This window comes from Pseudomonas sp. 05N36 (assembly GCF_056397385.1).
Window position 1 is genome coordinate 197,188 of the sequence record NZ_JBFTNH010000004.1, and the last position, 23,109, is coordinate 220,296.

Below are 23,109 nucleotides of genomic sequence, written 5' to 3' on the forward strand. Positions count from 1 at the left end.
ATGACATTCAAACCCCTGTTACTGATTCCAGGTCTTGGTCTGGTCTGCCTGTTGTCCGCCTGTGCGGGGCCGGTTCCCAAGTCCGATCCGAGCGATGCCTGGATTGGTCTGCAACAACCCTCGAGCAGCAGTTTGCTGGCGGATCGGGTCGATGGCCGGCGAGTCGACGATGGTCGCTATTTCGAGGTCAAGCCTGGCGCTCATCGTCTGCAGATGACGCTGCTGACCGGGGCAGATGGCAACTCGGTTGAGCCCACTTGCATGGGGCATCTTCAATACAGCGACTTTCAGGCAGGTGAGCATTACCAGATAAATACGTCGAGCGAGGGGCAGTCCGCCAGCGCCCGCCTGGTGGATTCCCACGGCAAGCAAGTCGCGCAAAGCGACCGCTTCAAGTGTTTGTAGGCCAGCTTTCCAACGATTGGTGATTGACCTGCAGGCATGCCGGGGTCTGTGTTTTTTACATGAGAGAGAGTCATTCGATGACACTTAAACAACTGCTGCTGATTCCTGGCCTGAGCGTGGCCTGTCTGTTGTCCGCCTGTGCCGGCCCGATGCCAAAACCTGATCCGGGCATGGCCTGGATCGGGCTTCGGGATGAGGCACCCAATGACATGCTGGCGGAACGGGTGGATGGCAAACRTATCGATGACGGACGCTTTTTCGAAGTGACCCCCGGGGCTCATGATCTGGCCGTGACGCTGTTCGAGATCCCGAGTGGTGACTCGAACCAGCAGGACTGCCAAGGCGAGGTCCACTACAACCAATTCAAGGCGGGCGAACACTACACACTGGTGGAGTCGAGCCTGGGGCAGGAAGTCACTGCACGTCTGGAGGACTCCCACGGTCAGCAAGTCGCACAGACTGGCGACTTTAGATGCATGCCGGGGTAAACCCTTCCAGGGGGCCGTCGTGCGCGACTGAAACTGGCCAGATCGGCGCACTAAGGTTTTGCCCGAACCGGATCTAATCGGGACGACAATCCAGAATCAGTCGAGCGCCTCCATGCTCACGGGTTCCGACCTCCAGTCTGAACCCGTGCAGATCGATGATCGCTGCAACAATCGATAGCCCCAGTCCGAAGCCGCTCTGCTGGTGAGTGCTGTCGCAGCGATAGAACCGCTGGAATACCGCCTCTCGTTCAGCGGGAGGAATTCCCGGGCCGGAGTCCAACACTTCAATCCGTGTGCTGCCTTCATGACTGACGGCCTTGAGGATGACCTCACCGCCATGCGGTGTGAACTTGATCGCATTGCTCAGCAGGTTGGCCAGCGCTTCGAACAGCAATGCCCGGTCGCCGTCCAGGGACGGCAGCGATTGCGGTAGCTGCAACAGCAGAGTGAGTTGGCGCTCCTCGGCAAGCGGCAAATAGAAGTCGTGAACCTCCTTCAACAACGTCATTGGATCGAACTGGATGAACTCGGAGCGACGCTGATGATCTTCCAGTTCAGAGATGCGCAGCAGGCCGTGAAAGCGCGCCATCAACGTATCGGCTTCGGCAATGACCTTGTTCATTTGCAAGGCCTGCGGCGAACCTTCACTGGCTTGTTGTTGAATGCGGTAGAGCTGCGTCCGTATATGGGTGAGGGGGGTGCGCAAGTCATGGGCAATGTTGTCGCATGTACCTTTGACTTCATTCAGCAACCGCTCGATTYGTTCCAGCATGGCATTGGCGATAGCCGCGAGCATATCCAGTTCGTCACGTCGATCCGACAGCGGCAGGCGTTGGGTCAGTTTGCCGGCGACAATGGATTGCGCACTGGCCTGAATCGCGCGAATCCGGTGCAGTGGGCGGCGGCGCAACAGTTGCCAGGCAACGATGCCGGGAATGATGGTCAGGGAAATACCCCAGAGCAGCGCATGCCAAATGATCAGGGTGACTGCGAGCAATGAACCGTTATCCCGAACCAGAACCAGCCAGCGGTCATTCTGGATGTGGGTCGCGATGGCATAACAGCTGGACTGCGGCAGCGCCGGATCGTCGGAATCTACACAGCTGTTCAACTCGTGAATCCGCTCGTCCAGAGGCAGTTGTGCAGGTATTTTCCTGATCGCTCCGTTCAGCGGTTTTTTTTGCCTGTCGAATACCCCAAAGGCATCCACGTTCGGCATATCGAACTGCATGCTGGTGGTCAGCGCTTCGATCAGTTGATCGCCTTGAAAGCGCGAGAGCAGGTGCTGGCGCTGCATCAACGAGTGTTTGGCCAGACGGTTCATGTAACCGGAAACTTCGTAATAGAGCCCGCCCATCAGGACGCCGCTCCAGATCACGAACAACGTACTGTAGAGCGCCAGCAAGCGACTGGTCGAAGAGCTCCAGCCTTTAGAGGGGGTCAGCAATGACATAGCCCGAGCCTCGTATCGTCCGGATCAAGGGAGTCATGCCGGGAGGGTCGATCTTCTTGCGCAGGCGCCCGATATGCACGTCGATCAGGTTGGTTCCCGGGTCGAAGTGATAACCCCATACTTCTTCGAAAATCATCATCCGCGAGAGAACTTGTCCCGGATTGCGCATCATGAATTCCAGCAGTTTGTATTCGGTGGGCAGCAGATTCAGCGGCTGATTGTCGCGAATGGCTTCGTGACTGATCAGGTTGAGTTCCAGATCGGCGACTCTAAGGGTGGTTTCGAATTCCCTGACCGGGCTTTTGCGCCGCAGCAGCACTTCGACACGCGCGGCCATTTCGTCGGTGGCGAACGGCTTGGAGAGGTAGTCGTCACCGCCGGCGCGCAGACCGCGTACGCGTTCGTCAACATCGGAGAGGGCGCTGATCATCAGGATGGGCGTCACCACGCCAATGGTACGCAGTGTGGTGACAATGGCCAGGCCATCGAGCTCGGGGAGCATACGGTCGAGCGTGATCAGATCGTAATTGCCACTGACCGCGCTCACCAGGCCTTCACGGCCATTGTCCACCCAGTCCACCTCAAATCCATGGCTTTGTAACTCGGCCACGATTTCCTTTGCCGTAACGGCATCATCTTCTATGGTCAAAATACGGGACATATCGGTTACCTAATGAAAAGACATTACCGGATGTCCAATTTTGCCAATAAAAATTGCCTGGCTTCCTGATGAAAATTTCATGTTGGTTTGCGGAGGGAGCAGGCTGGCAGTTGATCAGCGCACTCGAGTCATCCCGCCTGAAAACAAAACACCCTGCGAAAGCTAGCCCTCGCAGGGTGTTCAGGTGACCATCTGATTAAGCCTGTTGCCGGTTTCCCGGCAAGGGGGGCTATCACCGGCTTATTCGGCTTTAATCTGCACGATCTTTTCGCCTTTGATCATCAGGCTGCCGTTGGCTATTTTCACCTCTCATCTTGATCGTACCCCAAGATGGGCCGCGAGCATCCCGCATCCAGGTGGCGATAGGTGGCGATATCTGTCAGGCAGAGCATTTTCCTGCCATCCCTGAGCTCAATCCAGAACGTTACCTCTGCATCAGCCCGGGTCATGGCGGTGTCTGTCACGGACCAGGTGGGTGCTAAAGCCATCGCAGCGGCCAAGCCCATTCCGGCGGGGCATTGTGTCAGTTCGATCGGGGTTTGGTTGACGACATTAATATGTTTGATATCCGTTACCGGGACATTGATACCAGGCCACGGATAGAGCGCTGTCTCGATACTGACGACACCGGATTCGTACACCCCCACTCCATGAAGAAAATCACCAGCTAGAACATTGATTTTAGCCATGTGGAAATCCTCCCGACATCTGTTGCATCAGGGGCTATTGATGTTTTGTGATGACCGCGACGGCGGCCCATTTGACGTAGGGCATCGCGACCCGGTTCGCCACCAAACGTCAACAGATCCAGAATATTCCACGCCCCAAAAAGGGGCGCGTCAACGACTCCGCGACGAAATACGGTTGAACTGATGTCGGGGAGGGAGGTAGAAGTCCGTGAGGGCAAGGGCTGTCATAGGCTAATAACCGCCACCACCCATCCCGCCGCCCGTACCGCCAGATGGCTCTCTGGCCTTTTGCTGCATATGACTCCATTCCGCACACGTCATGAAGCTCTTGTGGTCGACTTTGCCTCGACCATCAAAACTGACATTGAACGTGTGCTTTTGGCCGGCCTGCGTGAGCATGTAGTCAAAGCAGGTGCCGGGCTCGACGGTGCGATCACTGATTGATAAAGGCTTGCCGCCGATTTGCTGGACTTGATCCTTGCTCATGCCCATTTCTACCTTTGCGACCAGCGGTTGCTCTCGATAGACCGATGTCTCGGAGCTGCATCCAGCCACCGCGGACAGCGCGACGACCAGTGCGAATAGACGGGTGTTCATGACGGGGCTCCCGAAAGTGAGTGTCGCGAAGAAACTCTTGGGTGCATCAATAAAAGTAAAGTCGAGTTCGGCGGTGCACGCCAAATTTCCTCAGGGCTGAGGCAATGACGTGCGAGGGAAGGGCAGATGACAGAAAGCCCACGCGTGGCGGGGTTTGCGAAAAGAAGCAGAGCGACTTTCAGAAATACGCGAAAGCGTTCCTTTTCGATAGGTTTGTTCTCAATAATGCAACAGTGCGTTCCCTTAATTACGCTGGATGTCTACCCGGCCTCGCGTTACATTTGCCACATTTTATTGCAGAGAACAATTATGCGAGTTTTGATAGGTGCGCTTGCTGTTGCAGCGTTGGCTGGGTGCTCGTTGCCGGCCTCCTTGGTGCCGGGTGAACCGAATGTCAGTGAAATCACTGCCAAGGTTCCCAAGGAGTACGCGCAGTGCGTTCTGCCGGCCTGGCAGCGTGCGATCCCTAAAACCACCCAGGTTACGATTTCAAACGGCTACAGGATTACTGCGCCAAGTGTTGTGACGGCCGATGAGACGCTGGATATCGTGAAGTACAAGAATGGGAGCCGCATATCGCTGTATCAAGGTCCACCGTGGGCCAAATCCAGCGCGCTGATGAAGTCGGTGCACGACTGTTTGTAGCTCATAAGTCAGGGTGGCGGGGGGAACTGACGTCGCCCCCTCTCAAAAAACCTATAGATGCAACCACGCCAGCGAACCCAGCACGACGCTAATGCCTGCTGCGCTGTACGCCATCCGTTTCAGCCATTCCTTGCGCGTCAACAAGGTGATCGCTGCCAGTGATATGGCAATCTGAATCGCCGTCATGGCCTGTGCCCAACGGTGATGCTGGTGCAATGCCAATTCTGATTTTGCATCCCACTCGCGAGCTTCTGCTTCGAGTTCTTCCGCTTTCTTGCGCACGGCTTCCTTTTCGGTCTTGTAGCGTTGCGCTTCGGCGGTGTAGTGCGCGGCATCGAGGCCTGGGATGTGAATCGCCAGTTCAGAGAGGTTTTGTCGGCTGGATTTCGCCTGGTAGTAATTCCACTCGTTGGAGGCTTCGGTTTTCTTGATGGCGGCGTTGTTCTTGTCCATGGCCGCTTCGCTCTCGGTGGAGCCCGCCTGATAGCTGAGCATGGCACCGATGGTTGCCATGATCGCGGTCATCACCGCTATCTTGCTGGCAAAATTGTCTCCACGGGCCTGGGCGTGCTCGGTAGCGTGTTCCAGATGCTTTTCGTGCGGGCTGGGGACTTCGAAGTCTTCAGTCATGACTTTGGTCTTTGGGGAGTGAATAAGTGTCAAATTGTAACGGCAGTATTTGACAAAGGCGCTATTTCAATGCGCCGCTTTCGGATTATTTATTCGGGAAATCACGAAGTTTTCACCTCTATCCGACGGTAACCCTACAACCCGAAACCCAAGCTCTGCGGCGCCGTTGGCTGAGAGTGAGGAGGTACAGGCAAAGGGCAGGACTCAAAGGGTAACGTTGACGCCAATCGCCTTAACGATTCACGCGTGTGTAATCCACTTATTCAGGAGTTACCTATGTCCATCGGAGCAATTTCGGCTTCCAACCCAGTGACTATCAACGGGCTCAGTTCTGCCCAAAGTCAGCCCAAGGCGCAAGCGGATCAGGCAACTGCATCCACCAGCTCCACCAGCGTTGCCGGTAACGTTGCGGCAGCATCGAAAGAAGCCAACGAGACCGCAGCACAAACTGCCCAAGAGGCTGGGCATGGTGATCATCAAGCTCAACTATTGATGCAAAAACACCAACACAAACACCTGCACTCAGGTGCTGCAACGCCGTCCAAAGCACCTGCTACCGGGGTTGTGAATGGCAATGGGCAGATAACCGGCGAGCTCATCAACACCAAAGCTTAACCCGTCGGATATTGTGCTGAGGGCTGGTGAATTCTGCGCGAGCAGGGTTTGCCAGTTGCGATTTGAAGTACGCCAGCAACGTCAGTGCTTATTAAAAGCTACACCAGGTAAGCCGTCCCCTTTGGCAATTCAATAATCCAGAGCGTCCGGATTGGCATAGTGCTGCAACCCTTCAACCAATGCGTCGAAGGTCGTGCGGCATCGCGGGCTGTTGCGCAAGTCCTCGTGCATGGTGACCCAGGTTTCCAATCCCAGCGAAAACGACGTCGACAGCACGCGTTGCAATGCTGCATCACGCTTGGCCAGCGGAACCTGGCAGAAGCCGATACCGGCCCCCGCGCGTATCAATGCCAGCTGCGCCAGATCGCTGTCGCTGCTCAGTGAGAAGAGCTGGCGGTCAATGCCTTTGATGGACTTGCTGATGCTGCGGATAAAGGCGTTCGGCTGGTCGTAGCCGATGATCGAATGGCTGGCCAGTTCGTTGAGGTCGCGCGGCATGCCATGTTGGCTCAAGTACTCGGCGTGTGCATGCAGCCCGAGTTCGATATGGCCGATCCGACGTGCCACCAGCTGCTCTTGGCGGGGGCGCATCATGCGCACGGCGATGTCCGCTTCCAGCTGCAAGAGATCCACCACGCGGTTAGTCAGTACGAGTTCCACTTTCAATGCCGGGTGTTGTTGGCGAAGCCGGGTGATGATCGGCGGCAACACCTCGACGCCAATCACGTCGCTGGCTGAAATACGGACAATCCCCTGTACTGTCGCGCCCTGACTTGAGGCTGCTCGCTCAATCGAGGCCGCTGTATTTTCCATGGTTTGTGCGTGGGCGCGCAGGGTCAGTGCCACTTCGGTGGGCATCAACCCTGTTTGTGATCGTGTAAACAAAACCACGTCCAGCGCTTTTTCGAGCACGGCGATGTGCCGGCCGACCGTTGGCTGTGTGATGCCGAGCAAGCGCGCCGCGCCCGACAGCGATCCTTCATTGAGCACACCCAGGAAGGATCGATAGAGCTCCCAACCGATATTTGATGCCATGCATAAATGTATAGCGTCACGCTGATCTTCTGCAATTTATCTATAGCGTCCGTTCGCTCAGGATCAAGCCCTCTATAACCTTGAGGTGGCGGGCATGAGCAGCAATAAAGTGCTGGTACTGGGAGCGACAGGCGGGATTGGCGGGGAGGTGGCGCGTCAATTGAAAGATGCCGGTTGGGAGGTGCGCGCGCTAACACGTCATCTCGAAACGGCCGTCAATCAACACGCGGGCATCACGTGGTTGCGCGGCGATGCGTTGAATCGGCAAGACGTTATCGAGGCCGCGAAGGGCTGTTCGGTGATTGTGCATGCGGTCAATCCGCCGCGCTATCGTCGATGGCCGGAGCTGGTGTTGCCGATGCTCGACAACACCATCGCTGCGGCCGTGGCCGAGGGTGCAACCATCGTGCTGCCCGGCACGGTTTATAACTTCGGCCCTGATGCTTTTCCGGTAGTGCATGAAGACTCACCACAGCAGCCGCTTACCCGAAAAGGCGCTATTCGGGTGGAGATGGAGCAACGCTTGCGCAAGGCTGCCGACAACGGGGCTCGTGCGCTGATCGTTCGCGCCGGGGATTTTTTCGGGCCGCGAGCCGGTAGCAATTGGTTTTCCATGGGCTTGATCAAGCCGGGGAGGCCCGTCAACGCAGTGAGTTATCCAGGTGAGCAGGGCGTTGCTCACCAGTGGGCCTATCTGCCTGACGTTGCGCGGACCATGGTCGAGTTGCTGGAGCGCCGCACCTCACTTCACGCCTTCGAAAGCTTTCATATGGCCGGTCATCTGGACACCGACGGTACCTGTATGAGCGGTGCTATCCAGCGTGTTGTTAATCGGCACACAGGCATGAAGCCGCGTGTGACAGCGTTCCCGTGGTGGTTGCTGACGCTGGCTTCGCCTTTTGTCGTGACCTTCCGTGAAATGCTGGAAATGCGTTATTTGTGGCGCACGCCGGTACAGATGGACAATGCGCGATTGATCGAGGTGCTGGGGCGCGAGCCGCATACGCCGTTGGATGAGGCTGTCGAAGCGGCGTTGCTGGGCATGGGGTGTATCTGTCGAGATGGCTTGGCGACTTATTCCTGATGCAGGAGCGCTAACAGGTGTCTCCATTGACGGTCACTGATTGACTTGAGTTTCGCAGACAAAGTAATTGCTCTTTCGATTCTTGGCGGTGAGATCGATCGTCAGCTTTTTGGCTGCAGCCATGCATTGTTTGTAAGCATCAGCGTGTACCCAGTGTTCCACGGGTATCACCTGGCAGTCAGTACGGGAGGCGTCAGTGCATAGGTACAGCAGCAAAAATACCGTCATACGACCTCCTGTGCACCCAACATCAAAACCGCGGGATGAACTTAGTCCTTAGTATGTATGTCTCTCCAGCTTCAGCCAGCAGCATGGCTGATACTCAGTCAATAAAGGAATGCCACGTGATCATAACCACCACCCAATCCATCGAAGGCCGTCAGATCGCAGCCTACCTGGACATTGTCAGCGCCGAATCCGTGCAGGGCATCAACGTTGTGCGGGATATGTTCGCCGGAATGCGGGATTTCTTCGGCGGGCGTTCCCAGACGTTGGAAAGGGCGTTGAAGGAGGCGCGAGCCCAGGCAACGGAAGAGCTCAAGGAGCGTGCACAGAGTCTGCGGGCGGATGCGGTGGTCGGGGTGGACTTCGAGATCAGTATGCCCTCCGGCAGGGGCAGTATGCTGATGGTGTTCGTGACGGGAACGGCAGTGACGCTCAAGTAGGCTGACTGATGTTTTATCTGTCAGAAACAGGTCGACGAGGTCTGAGGCTTTTCCTGGCCGTTCGTCGGGTGTTGCGCATTTGAATCAGTTGTCCTGGAATGACCGGCTAGTCTCAAAAACCTTGAGGTCGGTATTTCTTTAGGCAATCAGTTGCTTGCCGGTATCGATCTGTCTGGAGGGACTGATAGATGAGCAATGCTTACATTGAAGATGATGGCGCTGAGTATCCGGTCAACAATTGTGTGCAATGTGGCCAGACGGATTATGTGGCGGGGTTTGGTGAAACACCGACCAAGCCGGGCAAGGCCAGGCTGCCAGCGATGACAAAAACCACCGCAAAGCCGTTCATGCCCAAGATCTCAGCGCCTGTACGCAAGTAATCGAAAAATTAGACTGACCCCGCCATCGAGCGGGGTTTTTTGTGAGGTGTCTGAGCGTGTGGCGTGGTGCAGGAGGTTAGTGGGGCGTGCGACGTGTCATGCGCGGTATCAACATTATTGATTTTCGGGCGTTTCTTTCACGCTTCTTTCACAAGCATATCCGTAGGCTCAACTCATCCGTTAAAAAGCAATTCCATTAGCCCGTCTCCCCAGCGGGCTTTTTTTTGCCTGCGATAAAACTCTTTGCGTATAAACTGTCCAACCCTCGAGCTCATGAGGGTTGGGCCGGTTCTGTGACAGAATCGACGGCCTTTTTAAGCATCCGGTTTTTTACTAATCAGTACCCTTTTTGAGGTTCATGTCATGCGTTTAACTTTGCCTGCTCTGGTTCTGGGTCTTCTGGTCGCTCAAGGCGCAATGGCCGGTGATGGCAGCGCAGCGCTCGGCGGCGGCTTGGGTGGTGCGCTGGGTAATGTGGTCGGTCAGAAGCTCGGTGGCAGCACCGGCGCGGCGATCGGTGCAGGCGTTGCAGGCGCGGCAGGCAGTGCTGCCGGCGCGAAAAAGGGCCATCGCGCTAAAGCAGCAATCGGCGGTGGTGTAGGTGCAGCAGGTGGTTCGGTCATCGGCAACTCGCTGGGCGGCAAGACCGGTTCCGCCATCGGTGCTGGCCTTGGTGGCGCAGCCGGCGGCGCGCTCATGGGCAAGTAAGCGCACTGATTCCAGCGATACGATTTGAAAAAGCCCGGCTAATTGCCGGGCTTTTTCGATTGGGTGACTCGATCCCTGGCACCCCATGCCAGTGCGCTACCTGAATCCAGAGCCTGCAGTGCCCCGGACTTCACAACTCCAGCTGATCAGCCCTGATCCCGAACGCCATGGCGATCTTTTCCCGAGTGGCGCGGCGCGGTTTGTTCACCGCTTCCTGTTGGGCGAACGCAGGTTGTGATATCCCCATTCGCTTTGCCACTTCTTCCTGCGTCAGGTTCAAGTGTTCGCGCCAGGCGCGAATAGGGGTGGCACCGTCGACAATACGGCTGACCACCTGATGAGGAATCAGCTCGGTGCCGCCGTGTTGAGCGACATATTGCTGGTAGGGGATGACCACAAAGGCCGGCTCACCGTCCGGGCCGTTGATGATTTGTATGTCAGTAGGTGCGTTCGTCACGTTTTTTGACCTCTTGAATGCTGACTACCTGGACCGAGCCGTCCCAGTCAAACAGAACCCGGTAGCTACCGACTCTCAGGCGATACCCGCAATTGTGCAGGGCCAGTGCCTTGACGTTGATTGTCCAGTTGCGTTACGGCATCGCGGATTTGCACCCGGTGCTCCGTGTGTACCCTGAGCAGTTGCTTTACGGCTTTGCGGGTCCAGTAGATTTCGTTCATGAGAGCTTAATAAGTCTTCCATAAGTTATGCAATGGTTTTCTTATATTTCTATAAGTTACCGCGTGGCGCTTCCCTTGCGCTCACTACACACCCTAGGTCGTGATCTGAGGGCGAGGAGCGGCAAACAGTTGCCGCATGTGAACAGCGCTCGCTATGCTGCTCAGCCCTTTGATCGATCCTTTTTCGATCAATCAAGGCACTGGCCGTACCTGAGCTGCTTCCCGGAATGTTGTGTTGATAACGGATCAGATGCGATGAATGCACCGCTCGACTTCGGCCCGATCAAGGCCGTGATTTTCGATATGGATGGTTTGCTGCTCGATACCGAGGGTATCTACACCGAGGTCACGCAAATCATTGCCGAACGCTACGGCCGAACCTTCGACTGGCACATCAAGCAGAACATCATCGGCCGTGGTGCTGGCGATCTGGCGCGCTATGTCGTCGAGGCGCTGGAGCTGCCGATCAGCGCCGAAGAGTTTCTGCTGATCCGCGAGCCGTTGATGCGTGAACGTTTCCCGCGTGCGCTGGCGATGCCGGGGGCGCAGGAGTTGGTTCAGCATTTGAAGGCGAACAATATTCCGATTGCCGTGGGCACCAGCTCTTCGAGTCAGTCATTCGGGCAGAAAACCACCTTGCATGGCGATTGGTTTGCGCTGTTCGACACCATTGTGACCGCTGATGACCCTGAAGTCGGTGCGGCCAAGCCAGCGCCGGATATTTTCCTCACCGCGGCACGACGTTTGGGTGTGGCACCGCGTGATTGCCTGGTGTTTGAGGACTCGCCGTTTGGCGTCACCGCAGCAAAAGCGGCGGGGATGACGGCGATTGCGGTGCCGGATGCGGCCATGGCCGACGAAAAATACGCGCATGCCGACAGCATTCTGCGTACGTTGAAAGCGTTCCAGCCGCACGCGTATGGCTTGCCGGCACTCGAGCAGGCGTAACGGGAAAACACTGGACAACAAAACGCCGGACAACCTGATCAAGGGTTGCCCGGCGTTTTTTTACGCTGCAAAAAAGCTGGATCAGGCGCCAAAACCACCGTCGATGCTCAGGCTGGCCCCGGTGATGTAGCCGGCTTCCGGGCCGACCAGGTAAGCAACGAAACTGGCGATCTCGGAGGCGGTGCCATAACGACCAACAGCCATCAACGGGATCAGGCTCTCGGCGAAATCACCGTGGGCCGGGTTCATGTCGGTATCGACCGGGCCAGGCTGCACGTTATTGATGGTGATGCCGCGTGGGCCCAGGTCGCGGGACAGGCCTTTGGTCAGGCCGACCAGCGCCGCCTTGCTCATGGCGTAAGGGCCGCCACCGGCGAAGGGCATGCGGTCGGCATTGGTGCTGCCGATGTTGATGATGCGACCGCCTGCGGTCATGTGTTTGGCGGCTTCTTGAGTCGCGATGAACACGCTGCGTACGTTGATCGCCAGGGTTTGGTCGAAGTCTTCGAGTTTGAAGTCTTCCAGTGGGGCGACGGCCAGCACGCCGGCGTTGTTGACCAGAATATCGAGGCGGCCAAAGGTTTCGACGGTGCTGTTGACGGCATTGCGAATGGCGACTGCATCAGCGCTGTCGGCCTTGATGGCAAGGGCTTTGCCACCCGTCGCGATGATGCTGTTCTGCAATTCTTCAGCCTTGGCAGCGGAGCTGACGTAAGTGAAGGCAACCGCTGCGCCTTCAGCGGCCAGACGTTTGACAATGGCGGCGCCGATGCCGCGGGAGCCGCCCTGGATCAGAGCTACTTTACCGCTGAGGTTCTGAGTGGTCATGTCGATCTCCAAAGTCCCGAGGCGAGATGTCTCGGTTGATGGAGCCTAGTATCGATATCGGGTTAGCCCCTGTGTAGACGGTCATTGCTATAGTCTGTGTAAACCAGAAGTTTATAGTGGCGACCATGGAAACCTTCAGCAGTATCGAATGCTTCGTGCGCAGCGCTGAGGTCGGCAGCTTCGCCGAAGCCGCGCGGCGCCTGAGCCTGACCCCGGCGGCGGTGGGCAAAAGTGTCGCCAAGCTCGAGGCGCGCCTGGGCGTTCGGCTGTTTCAGCGCAGCACACGCAGCCTGACGTTGACTGAAGCCGGTCAGCTGTTTCTGGGTGAAGTCAGTGCCAGTCTGCACACCATTCAAAATGCCGTGGCCAATCTGGCCAGCGCCGAAGGACGTCCCGCCGGGACACTGAAAGTCAGCATGGGCACGGTGTTTGGACGGCTGTACATCGTGCCGCTGCTGGGCGAGTTTCTGCGACGTTTTCCGGCGATCAACCCGGATTGGCATTTCGATAACCGCCAGGTCGATTTGATCGGCCAAGGCTTCGACGCGGCGATTGGTGGCGGTTTTGAATTGCCGCCAGGGGTAGTGGCGCGCAAGCTCACGCCGGCTCACCGGGTGTTGGTGGCATCGAGGGATTATCTGGCGCAGCGCGAGGCGATTCGTGAGCCGGATGATTTAAGTGACTGCGACGGGATTCTGATTCGTTCGCCGCAGACGGGCCGCGTGCGTTCCTGGCAACTGACCAGTCGTCGTCGGGAGCACAGCCCGCTGAGCCTCAAGGCGCGGATGACCATGAGTGACTCCGAAGCCGCTTGCGCCACTGCGGCGCAAAGCTTGGGGATTGCGCTGGTGAGCATGCCGTTTGCCGTCGGCTACCTGAATGCCGGAACCTTGCAGCGTGTGCTGCCGGACTGGTACGTCGATGACGGCAACATCTCTATCTACTATGCCGAACACAAACTGCTGCCGGGCAAGACGCGAGCGTTCGTGGATTTCATCATCGAGCAGTTTGCCGAGCAGCAATTGGCGCGGCGGTTCAGTGCTGTTTGAGCTTGGCGCAGGACCGAGTCGCTGCCATCGCGGGCAAACCGCGCTCCGACATCAGCTCCGTGTCGTTTGCAAAATTTGCAATCAATGGAGAACCCCTGTGGGAGCGAGCCTGCTCGCGATGACGGACTGACATTCAACATCGATGTTGATTGTTACACCGCTATCGCGAGCAGGAGAGTACTTCGCAGAGCAGAAGGATCAAGCTTTCTGGATGATGTTGCCCGCGTGCAAGCCGCATTCTTTCTGCGTGGCTTCTTCCCACCACCAGCGACCTTCACGCTCGTGCTGGTTTGGCAGCACCGGGCGGGTGCACGGTTCACAGCCAATGCTGATGAAGCCGCGTTCATGCAGGCTGTTGTACGGCAGCTCCAGCATGCGGATATAGCCCCAGATCTCTTCGCTGGTCATTTGTGCCAGCGGGTTGAATTTGTACAGGGTGCGCTCTGGCGTCGAGAACGCGCTGTCGATTTCCAGTACGGCAACCTGGCTGCGAGTGCCGGGGCTCTGGTCACGGCGCTGGCCGGTGGCCCAGGCGTTGACGGTGGACAGCTTGCGGCGCAGCGGTTCGATCTTGCGGATGCCGCAGCATTCGCCATGGCCATCCTTGTAGAAGCTGAACAGGCCTTTTTCTTTGACGAACGGTTCGAGCTTTGTATGGTCCGGGGAGACCAGTTCAATCTCGATCTTGTAGTGCTCGCGCACCTGATCGATGAAGCGATAGGTTTCCGGATGCAGGCGCCCGGTGTCGAGGCTGAAGACTTTTACGTTCTTGTTGATTTTCCAGGCCATGTCCACCAGCACCACGTCTTCGGCGCCGCTGAAGGATATCCACAGGTCGTCCCCGAACTCGGCAAAAGCCAGTTTGAGAATGTCCTGGGCGGATTTGTTGGCATAGGTCGCAGCGAGTTCAGTGACGTCGAACGATGGGCTCATCAGGGCGGTTTCCTACAGGTCGGTGGCGCTAAGCGCTCTATAGGGTGGCGATGGTAGCAAAATCCCGAAGCGACAGGGGCGCTCCTCTGCGTTGCGTCGGTCGGTATGTCTCGCTAGAGTTCGACAGTCCTTTTGCTCGCTCAACTCAATAATCAGTACAAATGGGAGTGTCTTGTGGAAATTGCCTGTCTCGATCTGGAAGGTGTATTGGTCCCGGAGATCTGGATCGCCTTTGCCGAAAAAACCGGGATCGAATCCCTCAAGGCAACCACCCGGGATATTCCCGATTACGACGTGCTGATGCAGCAGCGCTTGCGCATCCTCGACGAGCACGGCCTGAAGCTGTCCGACATTCAGGAAGTGATCGCTACCCTGAAGCCACTCGACGGTGCCATCGAGTTCGTCAACTGGCTGCGCGAGCGGTTCCAGGTGGTTATTCTTTCTGACACGTTCTACGAATTTTCCCAGCCGCTGATGCGTCAACTGGGCTTCCCGACCTTGCTCTGCCATCGTCTGATTACGGATGACACAGGGCGGGTGACGGGCTATCAACTGCGTCAGAAAGATCCCAAGCGTCAGTCGGTATTGTCCTTCAAGAGCCTCTACTATCGGGTGATTGCTGCCGGTGATTCGTACAACGACACCAGCATGCTGGGCGAGGCGGACGCCGGAATCCTGTTCCACGCACCAGACAACGTGATCCGCGAGTTTCCGCAGTTTCCGGCGGTGCACAGCTTCGAGGATCTCAAGCGCGAGTTCATCAAGGCTTCGAATCGTGAGCTGAGCCTGTAGGTCATGTGTCGGGGCTGATGGCGCTATCGCGAGCAGGCTCGCTCCCACAAGGACAACGCTGTACCTGTGGGAGCGAGCCTGCTCCGGGCGGCGTTCCGACGATGTTTTAAAGGCCTTGCAGGGTTTCGAGCAACACCTTCACCTTGGTGATGGACTCCTGATACTCGGCCTGCCAGTCCGAATCGGCGACGATCCCACCGCCACCCCAGCAACAGACCTGGCCATCCTTGACCAGCAAGCTGCGGATGGCGATCGAGCTGTCCATTTCCCCGCGTACGTCCAGATACAGCAACGAGCCGCAGTACAAACCACGACGGGTTAGTTCCAGCTCGTCGATGATTTGCATGGCGCGGATTTTCGGTGCGCCAGTGATCGAGCCACCGGGGAAGCTGCCGGCGATCAGATCCAGGGCATCTTTGTTGTCAGCCAATTCGCCGGTGACACTGCTCACCAGGTGATGCACGTTGGGGTAGCTTTCCAGGCTGAACAACTCGGGCACGCGCACCGAGCCAATGCGGCAAGTGCGGCCCAGATCGTTGCGCAACAGGTCGACGATCATCAGGTTTTCCGCGCGATCCTTGGGGCTGGCCAACAGTTCGGCGGCGTTGGCCGCGTCTTCGGCGGCGTTCTGGCCACGTGGGCGAGTGCCTTTGATCGGGCGGGTTTCCACGTGGCCTTTGCTGACTTTGACGAAACGCTCTGGCGACAGGCTCAGTACCGCGCCACCGTCGGGCAGGCTCTGGAAACCAGAGAACGGTGTTGGGCAAGCTGCTCGCAGCGCGCAATACGCCGTCCACGGATCGCCTTGGCATTGCGCGCGAAAGCGTTGTGCGAAGTTGACCTGATAGCAGTCGCCGGCCTGGATGTACTGCTGGATACGCACGAACGCCTGCTGATAGTCGCTGGCGCTGAGGTCGGGGCTCATGGCGCCGCTCAGGGTGAACGGTGCGGCAGCTGCCGTCGCGGGCTGGCTGAACAGTTCGATCAGGCGCTGGCGCTCGGTGTCGATCAGGTTGGGATGGAACACCAGCTGACTGCTGCCGATCAGGTGATCGCTGATCAGTGCCCAGTCATACAGGCCGAAGCGCGCGTCGGGCAGTTGCAGGTCATCGAGAGCCTGGGAGGGCATGGCCTCCAGGTGACGACCGAAATCGTAACTGAGGTAGCCGATCAAGCCACCAGCGAACGGTAATTCGTAGGGGGCAGGGATCGCTGCATCGCCGAGCCGGGCCAGCGTGGCGCGCAGGCGTTGCAGGAACGCGCCGCCACTTTCGTCAGGCGATACCGCCAGCGTTGCCAGTGGCCAGGCGCTGAGCACGTCATAACGTCCGCGCTCGGCACTCGGCCGGCCGCTGTCGAGCAGCACGCTGCCCGGGGCATGACGAATCGCCGCGAAATACTCGGCGGGGTTGGCGCGATAGGGAAGCGGGTATACGGAGCAGGTCGACATGAGCGGGGCAGATCAGCCATCGAGGCGGGGGGGCGATTGTAGTCCTCTGTGGGATTTGCTCCTAGAGGGGATGTCGGGAAGAGATACATCATGTGCGACTGCACAAACTCTGTGGCGAGGGAGCAAGCTCCCTCGCCACAAAGGCTTAGCCTTCGGCCGAGGGGATATTCCCGAACATCTCCTGAACAAACTCGACCCGCTCTTGCGGCGTTTCGGTAATCCCTCTGGCTTTGAGCTCTTCCAGGCGTGCCTCGACGGCATGAGTGCGCGTGGTCAACCCGCAATCATTGGCGATCTGAATGTTCAGCCCGGGCCGCGCGTTGAGTTCGAGAATCAGCGGGCCTTTTTCCTGGTCCAGCACCATGTCGACGCCGATGTAGCCCAGGCCGCACAGCTCATAACAGCTGGCGGCGAGCTTCATGAAACCGTCCCAGTAGGGCAGTTGCACGTCATCCACCGCGTTGGTGGTGTCCGGGTGCTTGGCGATGATGCGGTTCATCCAGGTGCCACGCAGCGTCACGCCGGTGGCCAGGTCGACCCCGACGCCGATAGCGCCCTGGTGCAGGTTGGCCTTGCCGTTGGACTGCCGGGTGGGCAAACGCAGCATGGCCATCACCGGGTAGCCCATCAGCACGATGATGCGGATGTCCGGCACGCCTTCATAACTGATGCTTTTGAAGATCTGGTCGGGAATCACCCGGTATTCGATCAGCGCGCGGTCGCGGTGACCGCCCAGGGAATACAGGCCGGTCAGAATGCTGGAGATCTGGTGCTCGATTTCTTCATGGCTGATGATCCTTCCGGAAACCGTGCGGTACTGGCCCTCGAAACGATCGGCGATCACCAGGATGCCGTCACCGCCGGCACCCTGCGCCGGTTTGATCACGAAGTCGCTGTGGTTGCCGATGATTTGGCCGAGCTTTTCGATTTCTTTCTCGGTGGAGATCACGCCGTACATCTCCGGCACGTGAATGCCGGCCTTGATTGCGCGTTCCTTGGTGATGATCTTGTCATCGACAATCGGGTACAGGCTGCGCTTGTTGTACTTGAGTACGTAGTCAGCGTTGCGCCGATTGATGCCCATGATGCCCCGGGCGTGCAGGGCCTTCCAGGTCTTCCAGAAACCGAACATTACGAATCGGCCTTGACGAAGGCTTTGAAGCGCATCAGTTCGGTCAGGCGATAACCGCGATAGCGACCCATGGCCAGCATGAAGCCCACCAGGATCAACAGGATCGCCGGGAAGGTGAACACAAAATAAACCAGTTCCGGAATGCTCATGATCAGGTGTCCCAGAGAGGCGGCGAACAGCGTACCGATCGCGACTTTCAACGCATGCCCGGCGCCACGTTCTTCCCAGGTGATCGACAGGCGTTCGATGGTCATGGTCAGGATCACCATCGGGAACAGCGCCACCGACAGCCCGCGTTCCAGCCCCAGTTTATGGCTGAACAGGCTGATGGCGGCAATCAGTACCACGACGAAGGTCAGCACCACCGACAGTCTGGGGAGCATTTGCAGCTTCAGGTGCTCAAGGTAGGAGCGCAGCGACAGTCCCAGTGCCGTGATCACGGTAAACAGCGCGATGCCGAAACCCAACCCGGTTTCGCGGAAGGCCAGGGCAACCAGCACCGGGGTAAAGGTGCCAAGGGTCTGCAAGCCGATCAGGTTACGCAGGATCAGGATAACCAGCACGCCGATCGGGATCATCACCATGATCATGAAAGTTTGCTGGGTTTGCAGCGGCAAGCCGTACAGCGAGTAATCAAGGAAGCTGGCGTCGGTGTTTTCGTCGGTCAGCTTGGCGAGGCGAATGGCGTTCATTTCGCTGTTGTTCAGGCTGAAGGTGACGTTGGCCTTCTTGCCGCCCTCGACGGTGATCAGGTTGTCATCGCCGGTCCACCACAGCAGGCGATCGGTAGGCAGGCCTTGCTCGCCGGTTTCCGGGTTGAAGTACAGCCAGTCAGTGCCATTGAAGCTACGCAGCCAGAGCTCCGGAGTTTGCGGCTGATCGGCGACCAGGCGGATGGTGTGGACCTTTTCCAACGGTACGTGGGCGATGGACAGCAGCAGCTCGACAATTTTCGCTTTGTGCGCTGGTGACGGATCGCCGGCCAGCAGCAGTTTTGCGTTGTCGTCATTGGCATTGTTGACGCGTTTGATCGCTTCTCCGATGAAGGTCTCGACGTCTGCTGAGTGCTGGCGAATCGGCGCGAGAAGGGCGTCGGCGGCAATTTTTTCCGGGCCTTCGACGGCGATGCTGTCGCGGAAGGTCGGGCCTTTGACTTTGGATTTTTCACCGGTGTAGCGCTTGGTCAGCACCAGGCGGTAGTAAAGCGTCTGGTTGCCCTTGGCCCGGCGTGCCGACCAGGTGACCTTGCGGTTGCCGTCGACGCGGTTGACCGCAACGCCATAGTTGTTGGAGATAAAGCTTTCATTGAGGCTGACGTAGTCGCGGCTCAGCGGTGGCACGAACATCTGGATCTTGACCGGGTCCTTGGCACTGGCGACGAACTCGACCTTGGCGTCGATGTTCCACAAGTCGTCGGTGGCGTCTTCGGTCACCGGAATGCCCAGCACGAAAATCTGATAGGCCGTAACTGAAAGGCCCAGCACCACCAAGAGGGTGATCAGGATTTTCAGGTGGAGGGTAAGGGAGCGCATGGGCATTACTCTGCGGTATGAGCGTCGGTGGCGCAGGCGGGTTTGCCAGCAGCGTATTTAAGACTCGGGTCGACCAGCGCATCAAAGCGTTTCAAGGCTTCAGAACCGATCAAGAGCGGGAATTGGAATGCACTTCGGTCGGTCAGGTTCACTTCTATGCTGCGCAACGCCGTGCCCATGCAGATATCCAGCTCGATCACCGGGCGAGCGGTGTACTGCTTGCCTTCCTCGGGATCGAAGTCGCCAGCGCGGCGTTTGATTTTGCTCACGCGTGCCAAGGGGCGCTCGATCGGGTGCGAGTGGGCGGTGTCGATGGCCAGGTAAAAGCGCACCCACGATTCACCGTTGCGTTTGAAGCGCTTGATATCCCGGGCACTGAGGGAGGCGGTTTTGGCCCCGGTGTCGAGTTTGGCCGCGACTTCCAGGTCGATCCCTGCCAGCTGCGCGTATTCGTTGAGACCGTACACGGTCTTTTCGCCCGCGATAGCGAGACCTGGCAGGCAGAGGAGTAGACAGATCAACAGGGTGAAGGGCTTGAGTCTCATAGATCCTGGCGCGGTGCCGTCCGTTCTTCAGTTCAAGGCGACTGGCATTGCTGCACAAGCTCCTTCTAGTGCCTGCCATAAAAAGATGACAGACAAATGCGGGCGGCATTCTAGCACGGTGGTTTTATGGCGCCAGACGCGGGCCTGTCCTTTACTTAGGTTTTACCTAAGGTGTTTATTAGACGATTGTCGACAATAGTTCTATTTCCTTTGACTGGCTGCGCGATATTGGTTAGTTTTTGCCGCATTGGCTTATGAGGTGTCGACAATATGCTGGATCAACTTGATCCCCCGGTGATGGCGTCAGACGATTCGGAAACCCTTTCCGAAAACGTCTTCCGACGCATTCAGGCGGCTATCGTCAAAGGCGAGATCGCCCCGGGCAGCAAGATTTCCGAGCCTGAACTGGCGCGCACTTACGGCATCAGCCGCGGGCCGTTGCGCGAGGCGATCCACCGTCTGGAGGGTCAGCGCCTGCTGGTTCGCGTCCCGCACGTGGGGGCCCGGGTGGTGTCGCTGAGTCACGCCGAACTGCTTGAGCTCTACGAAATTCGCGAGTCCCTGGAAGGCATGGCCTGTCGCCTGGCCGCCGAGCGCATGACTACCGAAGAAATCGACGAGTTGCGTCAGGTGCTGGAAACCCACGAGCGCGATGCGGCGTTTCAGGCAGGCGTCGGCTATTACCAGCAGGAAGGCGATTTCGACTTTCACTACCGAATCATTCAAGGCAGCGGCAACCGCACGCTGACGCAGATGCTCTGCGGCGAGCTGTATCAGCTGGTGCGCATGTACCGCATCCAGTTTTCCGCCACGCCCAATCGGCCGCGCCAGGCGTTTGCCGAGCACCACCGGATTCTCGATGCCATCGCCGACCGTGACGGTGAATTGGCCGAGTTGTTGATGCGTCGTCACATCGGCGCTTCAAAACGCAATATCGCCCGTCACTACCAGGACGGAGCCCATCAGACAGCCACTCCACGAGGTGAGTCATGAGTTCGAACAAGAGCACACCAGGCCAGCGTTTCCGCGATGCGGTTGCCAGCGAGCATCCTTTGCAGGTGGTCGGCACGATCAACGCCAACCATGCGCTGCTGGCCAAGCGCGCCGGTTTCAAGGCTATTTATCTGTCCGGTGGCGGGGTCGCTGCCGGTTCTCTCGGTGTGCCGGACCTTGGGATTACCGGGCTCGATGACGTGTTGACCGACGTACGCCGGATCACCGATGTCTGCGACCTGCCGCTGTTGGTGGACGTGGACACCGGTTTTGGTTCCTCGGCGTTCAACGTCGCGCGCACCGTGAAGTCGATGATCAAGTTCGGCGCGGCAGCGATTCACATCGAAGACCAGGTTGGCGCCAAGCGCTGCGGTCACCGCCCGAATAAAGAGATCGTTTCGCAGCAGGAAATGGTCGACCGGATCAAGGCGGCAGTCGATGCGCGTACCGATGACAGCTTCGTGATCATGGCCCGCACCGACGCCCTGGCGGTCGAAGGCCTGGAGTCGGCACTGGATCGCGCCGCGGCGTGCATCGAAGCCGGCGCTGACATGGTGTTCCCGGAAGCCATCACCGAACTGGAGATGTACAAACTGTTCGCCAGCCGCGTCAAAGCACCGATCCTGGCCAACATCACCGAATTCGGCGCCACGCCGCTGTACACCACCGAGCAACTGAAAGCTGCCGATGTGTCGCTGGTGCTCTACCCGCTGTCGGCCTTTCGCGCGATGAACAAAGCGGCGGAAAACGTCTACACCGCGATCCGTCGCGACGGTACGCAACAGAATGTCATCGACACCATGCAGACCCGCATGGAGCTTTACGATCGCATCGATTACCACACCTTCGAGCAGAAGCTCGATGCGTTGTTTGCGCAGAAGAAGAACTGAATCAAACCCTGTGGGAGCGAGCCTGCTCGCGATGGACGTTAACGATAACGCGGTGTTCCTGATGCACCTAGGTGAGCCATCCACCATCGCGAGCAGGCTCGCTCCCATAAGTTTCCCTAACAAATTCAAGATTGGAGACAGCAATGGCCGAAGCAAAAGTATTGAGTGGCGCCGGTCTGCGTGGCCAGGTGGCCGGGCAAACCGCATTGTCCACCGTGGGCCAGGAAGGCGCAGGCCTGACCTATCGCGGCTATGACGTTCGCGAACTGGCGGCCCAGGCGCATTTCGAAGAAGTGGCGTACATGCTGCTGTACGGCGAACTGCCGAACAAGGCGCAACTGGCCGCCTACATCAACAAACTGAGCAAGCTGCGTGACCTGCCGCAAGCCCTGAAGGAAGTGCTCGAACGCATCCCGGCCGACGCCCACCCGATGGACGTGATGCGCACCGGTTGCTCGTTCCTCGGCAACCTTGAGCCGGAGCATGACTTCTCCGAGCAACATGACAAAACCGACCGGCTGCTGGCCGCGTTCCCGGCGATCATGTGCTACTGGTATCGCTTCAGCCATGACGGCAAACGCATCAACTGCGTGACCGATGAAGAGTCGATTGGCGGGCATTTCCTGCACCTGCTGCACGACAAGAAACCGAGCGAGTTGCACGTCAAGGTGATGAACGTTTCGTTGATCCTTTACGCGGAACACGAGTTCAACGCGTCGACCTTCACCGCCCGCGTGTGCGCATCGACCTTGTCTGACCTGTTCTCCTGCGTTACCGCAGCCATCGGTTCCCTGCGCGGCCCGCTGCATGGCGGCGCCAACGAAGCGGCGATGGAAATGATCGAGCGCTTCGCGTCGCCGCAAGAGGCGATCAAAGGCACCCTCGACATGCTCGCGCGCAAAGACAAGATCATGGGTTTTGGTCACGCGATCTACAAAGACAACGACCCGCGCAATGAAGTGATCAAGGGCTGGTCGAAAAAGCTCGCTGACGAAGTCGGTGACACCGTGTTGTTCCCGGTGTCGGAAGCCATCGACAAGACCATGTGGGAGCAGAAGAAGCTGTTCCCCAACGCGGACTTCTACCATGCCTCGGCGTACCACTTCATGGGCATTCCAACCAAGCTGTTCACGCCGATTTTCGTCTGCTCGCGCCTGACCGGCTGGGCGGCGCATGTGTTCGAACAGCGTGCCAATAACCGAATCATCCGCCCGAGCGCCGAGTACGTCGGCGTCGAACAGCGCAAGTTCGTGCCAATCGAACAACGCTGAATGGTGGAGGGCC

28 protein-coding genes and 1 pseudogene are annotated in these 23,109 nt (G+C 58.0%); 14 read left to right on the top strand and 15 right to left on the bottom strand.

Going from position 1 to position 23,109, the window contains the following annotated elements; translation table 11 throughout:
• The gene (locus tag AC1DIH_RS07610) at positions 1-405 is read left to right on the top strand and encodes a PA0061/PA0062 family lipoprotein (RefSeq protein WP_477771235.1); all 405 of its coding nucleotides are present in this window, start codon (positions 1-3) and stop codon (positions 403-405) included.
• Between the two features lie 77 nt (positions 406-482).
• Positions 483-893, top strand: coding sequence for a PA0061/PA0062 family lipoprotein (locus AC1DIH_RS07615; RefSeq protein ID WP_477771236.1), 411 nt, complete (start codon positions 483-485; stop codon positions 891-893).
• A gap of 73 nt (positions 894-966) precedes the next feature.
• Here AC1DIH_RS07615 and AC1DIH_RS07620 read toward each other — a convergent pair whose 3' ends face one another.
• The 4 genes from AC1DIH_RS07620 to osmE all read right to left on the bottom strand — a co-directional run bounded on the left by AC1DIH_RS07620 (position 967) and on the right by osmE (position 4,293).
• Entirely contained in the window at positions 967-2,346 is a 1,380-nt protein-coding gene (locus AC1DIH_RS07620) for a sensor histidine kinase (RefSeq protein WP_477771237.1), read from the bottom strand.
• Positions 2,324-3,007 carry a response regulator transcription factor gene (locus AC1DIH_RS07625; protein ID WP_477771238.1) on the bottom strand — a complete coding sequence of 228 codons (684 nt, stop codon included), beginning with the start codon at positions 3,005-3,007 and terminating at the stop codon, positions 2,324-2,326. Before AC1DIH_RS07625 ends, AC1DIH_RS07620 begins: the two co-directional genes overlap by 23 nt.
• A 302-nt stretch (positions 3,008-3,309) precedes the next feature.
• A complete protein-coding gene (locus AC1DIH_RS07630; protein ID WP_477771239.1) occupies positions 3,310-3,696 on the bottom strand; it encodes a hypothetical protein in 387 nt (128 codons plus the stop codon).
• 231 nt (positions 3,697-3,927) lie between these two features.
• Positions 3,928-4,293 carry an osmotically-inducible lipoprotein OsmE gene (gene osmE, locus AC1DIH_RS07635; protein WP_477771240.1) on the bottom strand — a complete coding sequence of 122 codons (366 nt, stop codon included), beginning with the start codon at positions 4,291-4,293 and terminating at the stop codon, positions 3,928-3,930.
• A 309-nt stretch (positions 4,294-4,602) separates the two neighbouring features.
• Between osmE and AC1DIH_RS07640 the strand changes: the two genes are divergently transcribed.
• The gene (locus tag AC1DIH_RS07640) at positions 4,603-4,938 is read left to right on the top strand and encodes a hypothetical protein (RefSeq protein WP_477771340.1); all 336 of its coding nucleotides are present in this window, start codon (positions 4,603-4,605) and stop codon (positions 4,936-4,938) included.
• Between the two features lie 51 nt (positions 4,939-4,989).
• Here AC1DIH_RS07640 and AC1DIH_RS07645 read toward each other — a convergent pair whose 3' ends face one another.
• Positions 4,990-5,568: a DUF4337 domain-containing protein gene (locus AC1DIH_RS07645; protein WP_477771241.1), complete on the bottom strand. Its 579-nt coding sequence runs from the start codon at positions 5,566-5,568 to the stop codon at positions 4,990-4,992.
• Positions 5,569-5,844: 276 nt separating this feature from the next.
• On the opposite strand from AC1DIH_RS07645, the gene AC1DIH_RS07650 reads away from it, so the two are divergent.
• A complete protein-coding gene (locus tag AC1DIH_RS07650; RefSeq protein WP_477771242.1) occupies positions 5,845-6,183 on the top strand; it encodes a hypothetical protein in 339 nt (112 codons plus the stop codon).
• Positions 6,184-6,312: 129 nt separating this feature from the next.
• Here AC1DIH_RS07650 and AC1DIH_RS07655 read toward each other — a convergent pair whose 3' ends face one another.
• Positions 6,313-7,218 carry a LysR family transcriptional regulator gene (locus tag AC1DIH_RS07655; RefSeq protein WP_477771243.1) on the bottom strand — a complete coding sequence of 302 codons (906 nt, stop codon included), beginning with the start codon at positions 7,216-7,218 and terminating at the stop codon, positions 6,313-6,315.
• Positions 7,219-7,312: 94 nt separating this feature from the next.
• Between AC1DIH_RS07655 and AC1DIH_RS07660 the strand changes: the two genes are divergently transcribed.
• Entirely contained in the window at positions 7,313-8,302 is a 990-nt protein-coding gene (locus tag AC1DIH_RS07660; RefSeq protein ID WP_477771244.1) for an SDR family oxidoreductase, read from the top strand.
• Positions 8,303-8,335: 33 nt separating this feature from the next.
• On the opposite strand, the gene AC1DIH_RS07665 is transcribed toward AC1DIH_RS07660, so the two are convergent.
• Positions 8,336-8,530 carry a hypothetical protein gene (locus tag AC1DIH_RS07665; protein ID WP_477771245.1) on the bottom strand — a complete coding sequence of 65 codons (195 nt, stop codon included), beginning with the start codon at positions 8,528-8,530 and terminating at the stop codon, positions 8,336-8,338.
• Between the two features lie 116 nt (positions 8,531-8,646).
• On the opposite strand from AC1DIH_RS07665, the gene AC1DIH_RS07670 reads away from it, so the two are divergent.
• From AC1DIH_RS07670 to AC1DIH_RS07680, 3 genes are all read left to right on the top strand, one after another.
• Entirely contained in the window at positions 8,647-8,967 is a 321-nt protein-coding gene (locus AC1DIH_RS07670) for a YbjQ family protein (protein ID WP_427528269.1), read from the top strand.
• A gap of 188 nt (positions 8,968-9,155) precedes the next feature.
• Positions 9,156-9,347: a hypothetical protein gene (locus AC1DIH_RS07675; protein ID WP_427528267.1), complete on the top strand. Its 192-nt coding sequence runs from the start codon at positions 9,156-9,158 to the stop codon at positions 9,345-9,347.
• 363 nt (positions 9,348-9,710) lie between these two features.
• Positions 9,711-10,055 (top strand): hypothetical protein, encoded by a 345-nt coding sequence (locus AC1DIH_RS07680; RefSeq protein ID WP_054593274.1) that lies wholly within the window; start codon positions 9,711-9,713, stop codon positions 10,053-10,055.
• Between the two features lie 130 nt (positions 10,056-10,185).
• On the opposite strand, the gene AC1DIH_RS07685 is transcribed toward AC1DIH_RS07680, so the two are convergent.
• Together AC1DIH_RS07685 and AC1DIH_RS07690 are read right to left on the bottom strand one after the other, a co-directional pair.
• Complete coding sequence (locus AC1DIH_RS07685) at positions 10,186-10,512, bottom strand: helix-turn-helix domain-containing protein (protein ID WP_019689429.1); 327 nt, start codon at positions 10,510-10,512, stop codon at positions 10,186-10,188.
• A pseudogene (locus AC1DIH_RS07690) lies at positions 10,493-10,733 on the bottom strand (type II toxin-antitoxin system RelE family toxin). Before AC1DIH_RS07690 ends, AC1DIH_RS07685 begins: the two are co-directional and overlap by 20 nt.
• A gap of 255 nt (positions 10,734-10,988) precedes the next feature.
• Between AC1DIH_RS07690 and AC1DIH_RS07695 the strand changes: the two are divergent.
• Positions 10,989-11,681, top strand: a complete 693-nt coding sequence (locus AC1DIH_RS07695; protein ID WP_477771246.1) for an HAD-IA family hydrolase — start codon at positions 10,989-10,991, stop codon at positions 11,679-11,681.
• Between the two features lie 81 nt (positions 11,682-11,762).
• On the opposite strand, the gene AC1DIH_RS07700 is transcribed toward AC1DIH_RS07695, so the two are convergent.
• Complete coding sequence (locus AC1DIH_RS07700) at positions 11,763-12,509, bottom strand: 3-oxoacyl-ACP reductase family protein (RefSeq protein ID WP_477771247.1); 747 nt, start codon at positions 12,507-12,509, stop codon at positions 11,763-11,765.
• 125 nt (positions 12,510-12,634) lie between these two features.
• Here AC1DIH_RS07700 and AC1DIH_RS07705 point away from each other — a divergent pair, with 125 nt between their 5' ends.
• The gene (locus tag AC1DIH_RS07705) at positions 12,635-13,558 is read left to right on the top strand and encodes a LysR family transcriptional regulator (protein WP_477771248.1); all 924 of its coding nucleotides are present in this window, start codon (positions 12,635-12,637) and stop codon (positions 13,556-13,558) included.
• Between the two features lie 198 nt (positions 13,559-13,756).
• Here AC1DIH_RS07705 and AC1DIH_RS07710 read toward each other — a convergent pair whose 3' ends face one another.
• Positions 13,757-14,491 (bottom strand): phosphoadenylyl-sulfate reductase, encoded by a 735-nt coding sequence (locus tag AC1DIH_RS07710; protein WP_477771249.1) that lies wholly within the window; start codon positions 14,489-14,491, stop codon positions 13,757-13,759.
• Positions 14,492-14,665: 174 nt separating this feature from the next.
• Between AC1DIH_RS07710 and thrH the strand changes: the two genes are divergently transcribed.
• Positions 14,666-15,283: a bifunctional phosphoserine phosphatase/homoserine phosphotransferase ThrH gene (gene thrH / locus AC1DIH_RS07715; RefSeq protein ID WP_477771250.1), complete on the top strand. Its 618-nt coding sequence runs from the start codon at positions 14,666-14,668 to the stop codon at positions 15,281-15,283.
• A 106-nt stretch (positions 15,284-15,389) separates the two neighbouring features.
• On the opposite strand, the gene pabB is transcribed toward thrH, so the two are convergent.
• The 4 genes from pabB to rloA form a co-directional block, all read right to left on the bottom strand.
• The gene (gene pabB / locus AC1DIH_RS07720) at positions 15,390-16,733 is read right to left on the bottom strand and encodes an aminodeoxychorismate synthase component I (RefSeq protein ID WP_477771251.1); all 1,344 of its coding nucleotides are present in this window, start codon (positions 16,731-16,733) and stop codon (positions 15,390-15,392) included.
• A 145-nt stretch (positions 16,734-16,878) separates the two neighbouring features.
• Positions 16,879-17,865, bottom strand: coding sequence for an alpha-L-glutamate ligase-like protein (locus AC1DIH_RS07725; RefSeq protein ID WP_477771252.1), 987 nt, complete (start codon positions 17,863-17,865; stop codon positions 16,879-16,881).
• Positions 17,865-19,397, bottom strand: a complete 1,533-nt coding sequence (gene rloB / locus AC1DIH_RS07730) for an osmotic stress tolerance membrane protein RloB (RefSeq protein WP_477771253.1) — start codon at positions 19,395-19,397, stop codon at positions 17,865-17,867. Before rloB ends, AC1DIH_RS07725 begins: the two co-directional genes overlap by 1 nt.
• Positions 19,398-19,402: 5 nt before the next feature.
• Entirely contained in the window at positions 19,403-19,942 is a 540-nt protein-coding gene (gene rloA / locus AC1DIH_RS07735; RefSeq protein WP_477766436.1) for a retropepsin-like aspartic peptidase RloA, read from the bottom strand.
• Positions 19,943-20,212: 270 nt separating this feature from the next.
• Between rloA and AC1DIH_RS07740 the strand changes: the two genes are divergently transcribed.
• The 3 genes from AC1DIH_RS07740 to prpC all read left to right on the top strand — a co-directional run bounded on the left by AC1DIH_RS07740 (position 20,213) and on the right by prpC (position 23,096).
• Complete coding sequence (locus AC1DIH_RS07740; RefSeq protein WP_019689463.1) at positions 20,213-20,935, top strand: GntR family transcriptional regulator; 723 nt, start codon at positions 20,213-20,215, stop codon at positions 20,933-20,935.
• Complete coding sequence (prpB, locus tag AC1DIH_RS07745; protein WP_123583003.1) at positions 20,932-21,825, top strand: methylisocitrate lyase; 894 nt, start codon at positions 20,932-20,934, stop codon at positions 21,823-21,825. Before AC1DIH_RS07740 ends, prpB begins: the two co-directional genes overlap by 4 nt.
• 143 nt (positions 21,826-21,968) lie before the next feature.
• On the top strand, positions 21,969-23,096 hold the full coding sequence (prpC, locus tag AC1DIH_RS07750) for a bifunctional 2-methylcitrate synthase/citrate synthase (protein WP_427528242.1): 1,128 nt from the start codon (positions 21,969-21,971) through the stop codon (positions 23,094-23,096).
• The last annotated feature ends 13 nt before the right edge of the window (positions 23,097-23,109 follow it).

Excerpts from the sequence above, each read along its gene's own strand:
- AC1DIH_RS07665 (WP_477771245.1), bottom strand. The coding sequence starts at position 8,530 with ATGACGGTATTTTTGCTGCTGTACCTATGCACTGACGCCTCCCGTACT.
- AC1DIH_RS07705 (WP_477771248.1), top strand. The coding sequence starts at position 12,635 with ATGGAAACCTTCAGCAGTATCGAATGCTTCGTGCGCAGCGCTGAGGTC.
- prpB (WP_123583003.1), top strand. The coding sequence starts at position 20,932 with ATGAGTTCGAACAAGAGCACACCAGGCCAGCGTTTCCGCGATGCGGTT.
- AC1DIH_RS07740 (WP_019689463.1), top strand. The coding sequence starts at position 20,213 with ATGCTGGATCAACTTGATCCCCCGGTGATGGCGTCAGACGATTCGGAA.
- AC1DIH_RS07695 (WP_477771246.1), top strand. The coding sequence starts at position 10,989 with ATGAATGCACCGCTCGACTTCGGCCCGATCAAGGCCGTGATTTTCGAT.
- osmE (WP_477771240.1), bottom strand. The coding sequence starts at position 4,293 with ATGAACACCCGTCTATTCGCACTGGTCGTCGCGCTGTCCGCGGTGGCT.
- AC1DIH_RS07610 (WP_477771235.1), top strand. The coding sequence starts at position 1 with ATGACATTCAAACCCCTGTTACTGATTCCAGGTCTTGGTCTGGTCTGC.
- AC1DIH_RS07640 (WP_477771340.1), top strand. The coding sequence starts at position 4,603 with ATGCGAGTTTTGATAGGTGCGCTTGCTGTTGCAGCGTTGGCTGGGTGC.
- prpC (WP_427528242.1), top strand. The coding sequence starts at position 21,969 with ATGGCCGAAGCAAAAGTATTGAGTGGCGCCGGTCTGCGTGGCCAGGTG.
- AC1DIH_RS07625 (WP_477771238.1), bottom strand. The coding sequence starts at position 3,007 with ATGTCCCGTATTTTGACCATAGAAGATGATGCCGTTACGGCAAAGGAA.
- AC1DIH_RS07650 (WP_477771242.1), top strand. The coding sequence starts at position 5,845 with ATGTCCATCGGAGCAATTTCGGCTTCCAACCCAGTGACTATCAACGGG.
- AC1DIH_RS07630 (WP_477771239.1), bottom strand. The coding sequence starts at position 3,696 with ATGGCTAAAATCAATGTTCTAGCTGGTGATTTTCTTCATGGAGTGGGG.
- AC1DIH_RS07645 (WP_477771241.1), bottom strand. The coding sequence starts at position 5,568 with ATGACTGAAGACTTCGAAGTCCCCAGCCCGCACGAAAAGCATCTGGAA.
- rloB (WP_477771253.1), bottom strand. The coding sequence starts at position 19,397 with ATGCGCTCCCTTACCCTCCACCTGAAAATCCTGATCACCCTCTTGGTG.
- AC1DIH_RS07675 (WP_427528267.1), top strand. The coding sequence starts at position 9,156 with ATGAGCAATGCTTACATTGAAGATGATGGCGCTGAGTATCCGGTCAAC.
- pabB (WP_477771251.1), bottom strand. The coding sequence starts at position 16,733 with ATGTCGACCTGCTCCGTATACCCGCTTCCCTATCGCGCCAACCCCGCC.
- rloA (WP_477766436.1), bottom strand. The coding sequence starts at position 19,942 with ATGAGACTCAAGCCCTTCACCCTGTTGATCTGTCTACTCCTCTGCCTG.
- AC1DIH_RS07710 (WP_477771249.1), bottom strand. The coding sequence starts at position 14,491 with ATGAGCCCATCGTTCGACGTCACTGAACTCGCTGCGACCTATGCCAAC.
- AC1DIH_RS07725 (WP_477771252.1), bottom strand. The coding sequence starts at position 17,865 with ATGTTCGGTTTCTGGAAGACCTGGAAGGCCCTGCACGCCCGGGGCATC.
- AC1DIH_RS07660 (WP_477771244.1), top strand. The coding sequence starts at position 7,313 with ATGAGCAGCAATAAAGTGCTGGTACTGGGAGCGACAGGCGGGATTGGC.
- AC1DIH_RS07680 (WP_054593274.1), top strand. The coding sequence starts at position 9,711 with ATGCGTTTAACTTTGCCTGCTCTGGTTCTGGGTCTTCTGGTCGCTCAA.
- AC1DIH_RS07655 (WP_477771243.1), bottom strand. The coding sequence starts at position 7,218 with ATGGCATCAAATATCGGTTGGGAGCTCTATCGATCCTTCCTGGGTGTG.
- AC1DIH_RS07700 (WP_477771247.1), bottom strand. The coding sequence starts at position 12,509 with ATGACCACTCAGAACCTCAGCGGTAAAGTAGCTCTGATCCAGGGCGGC.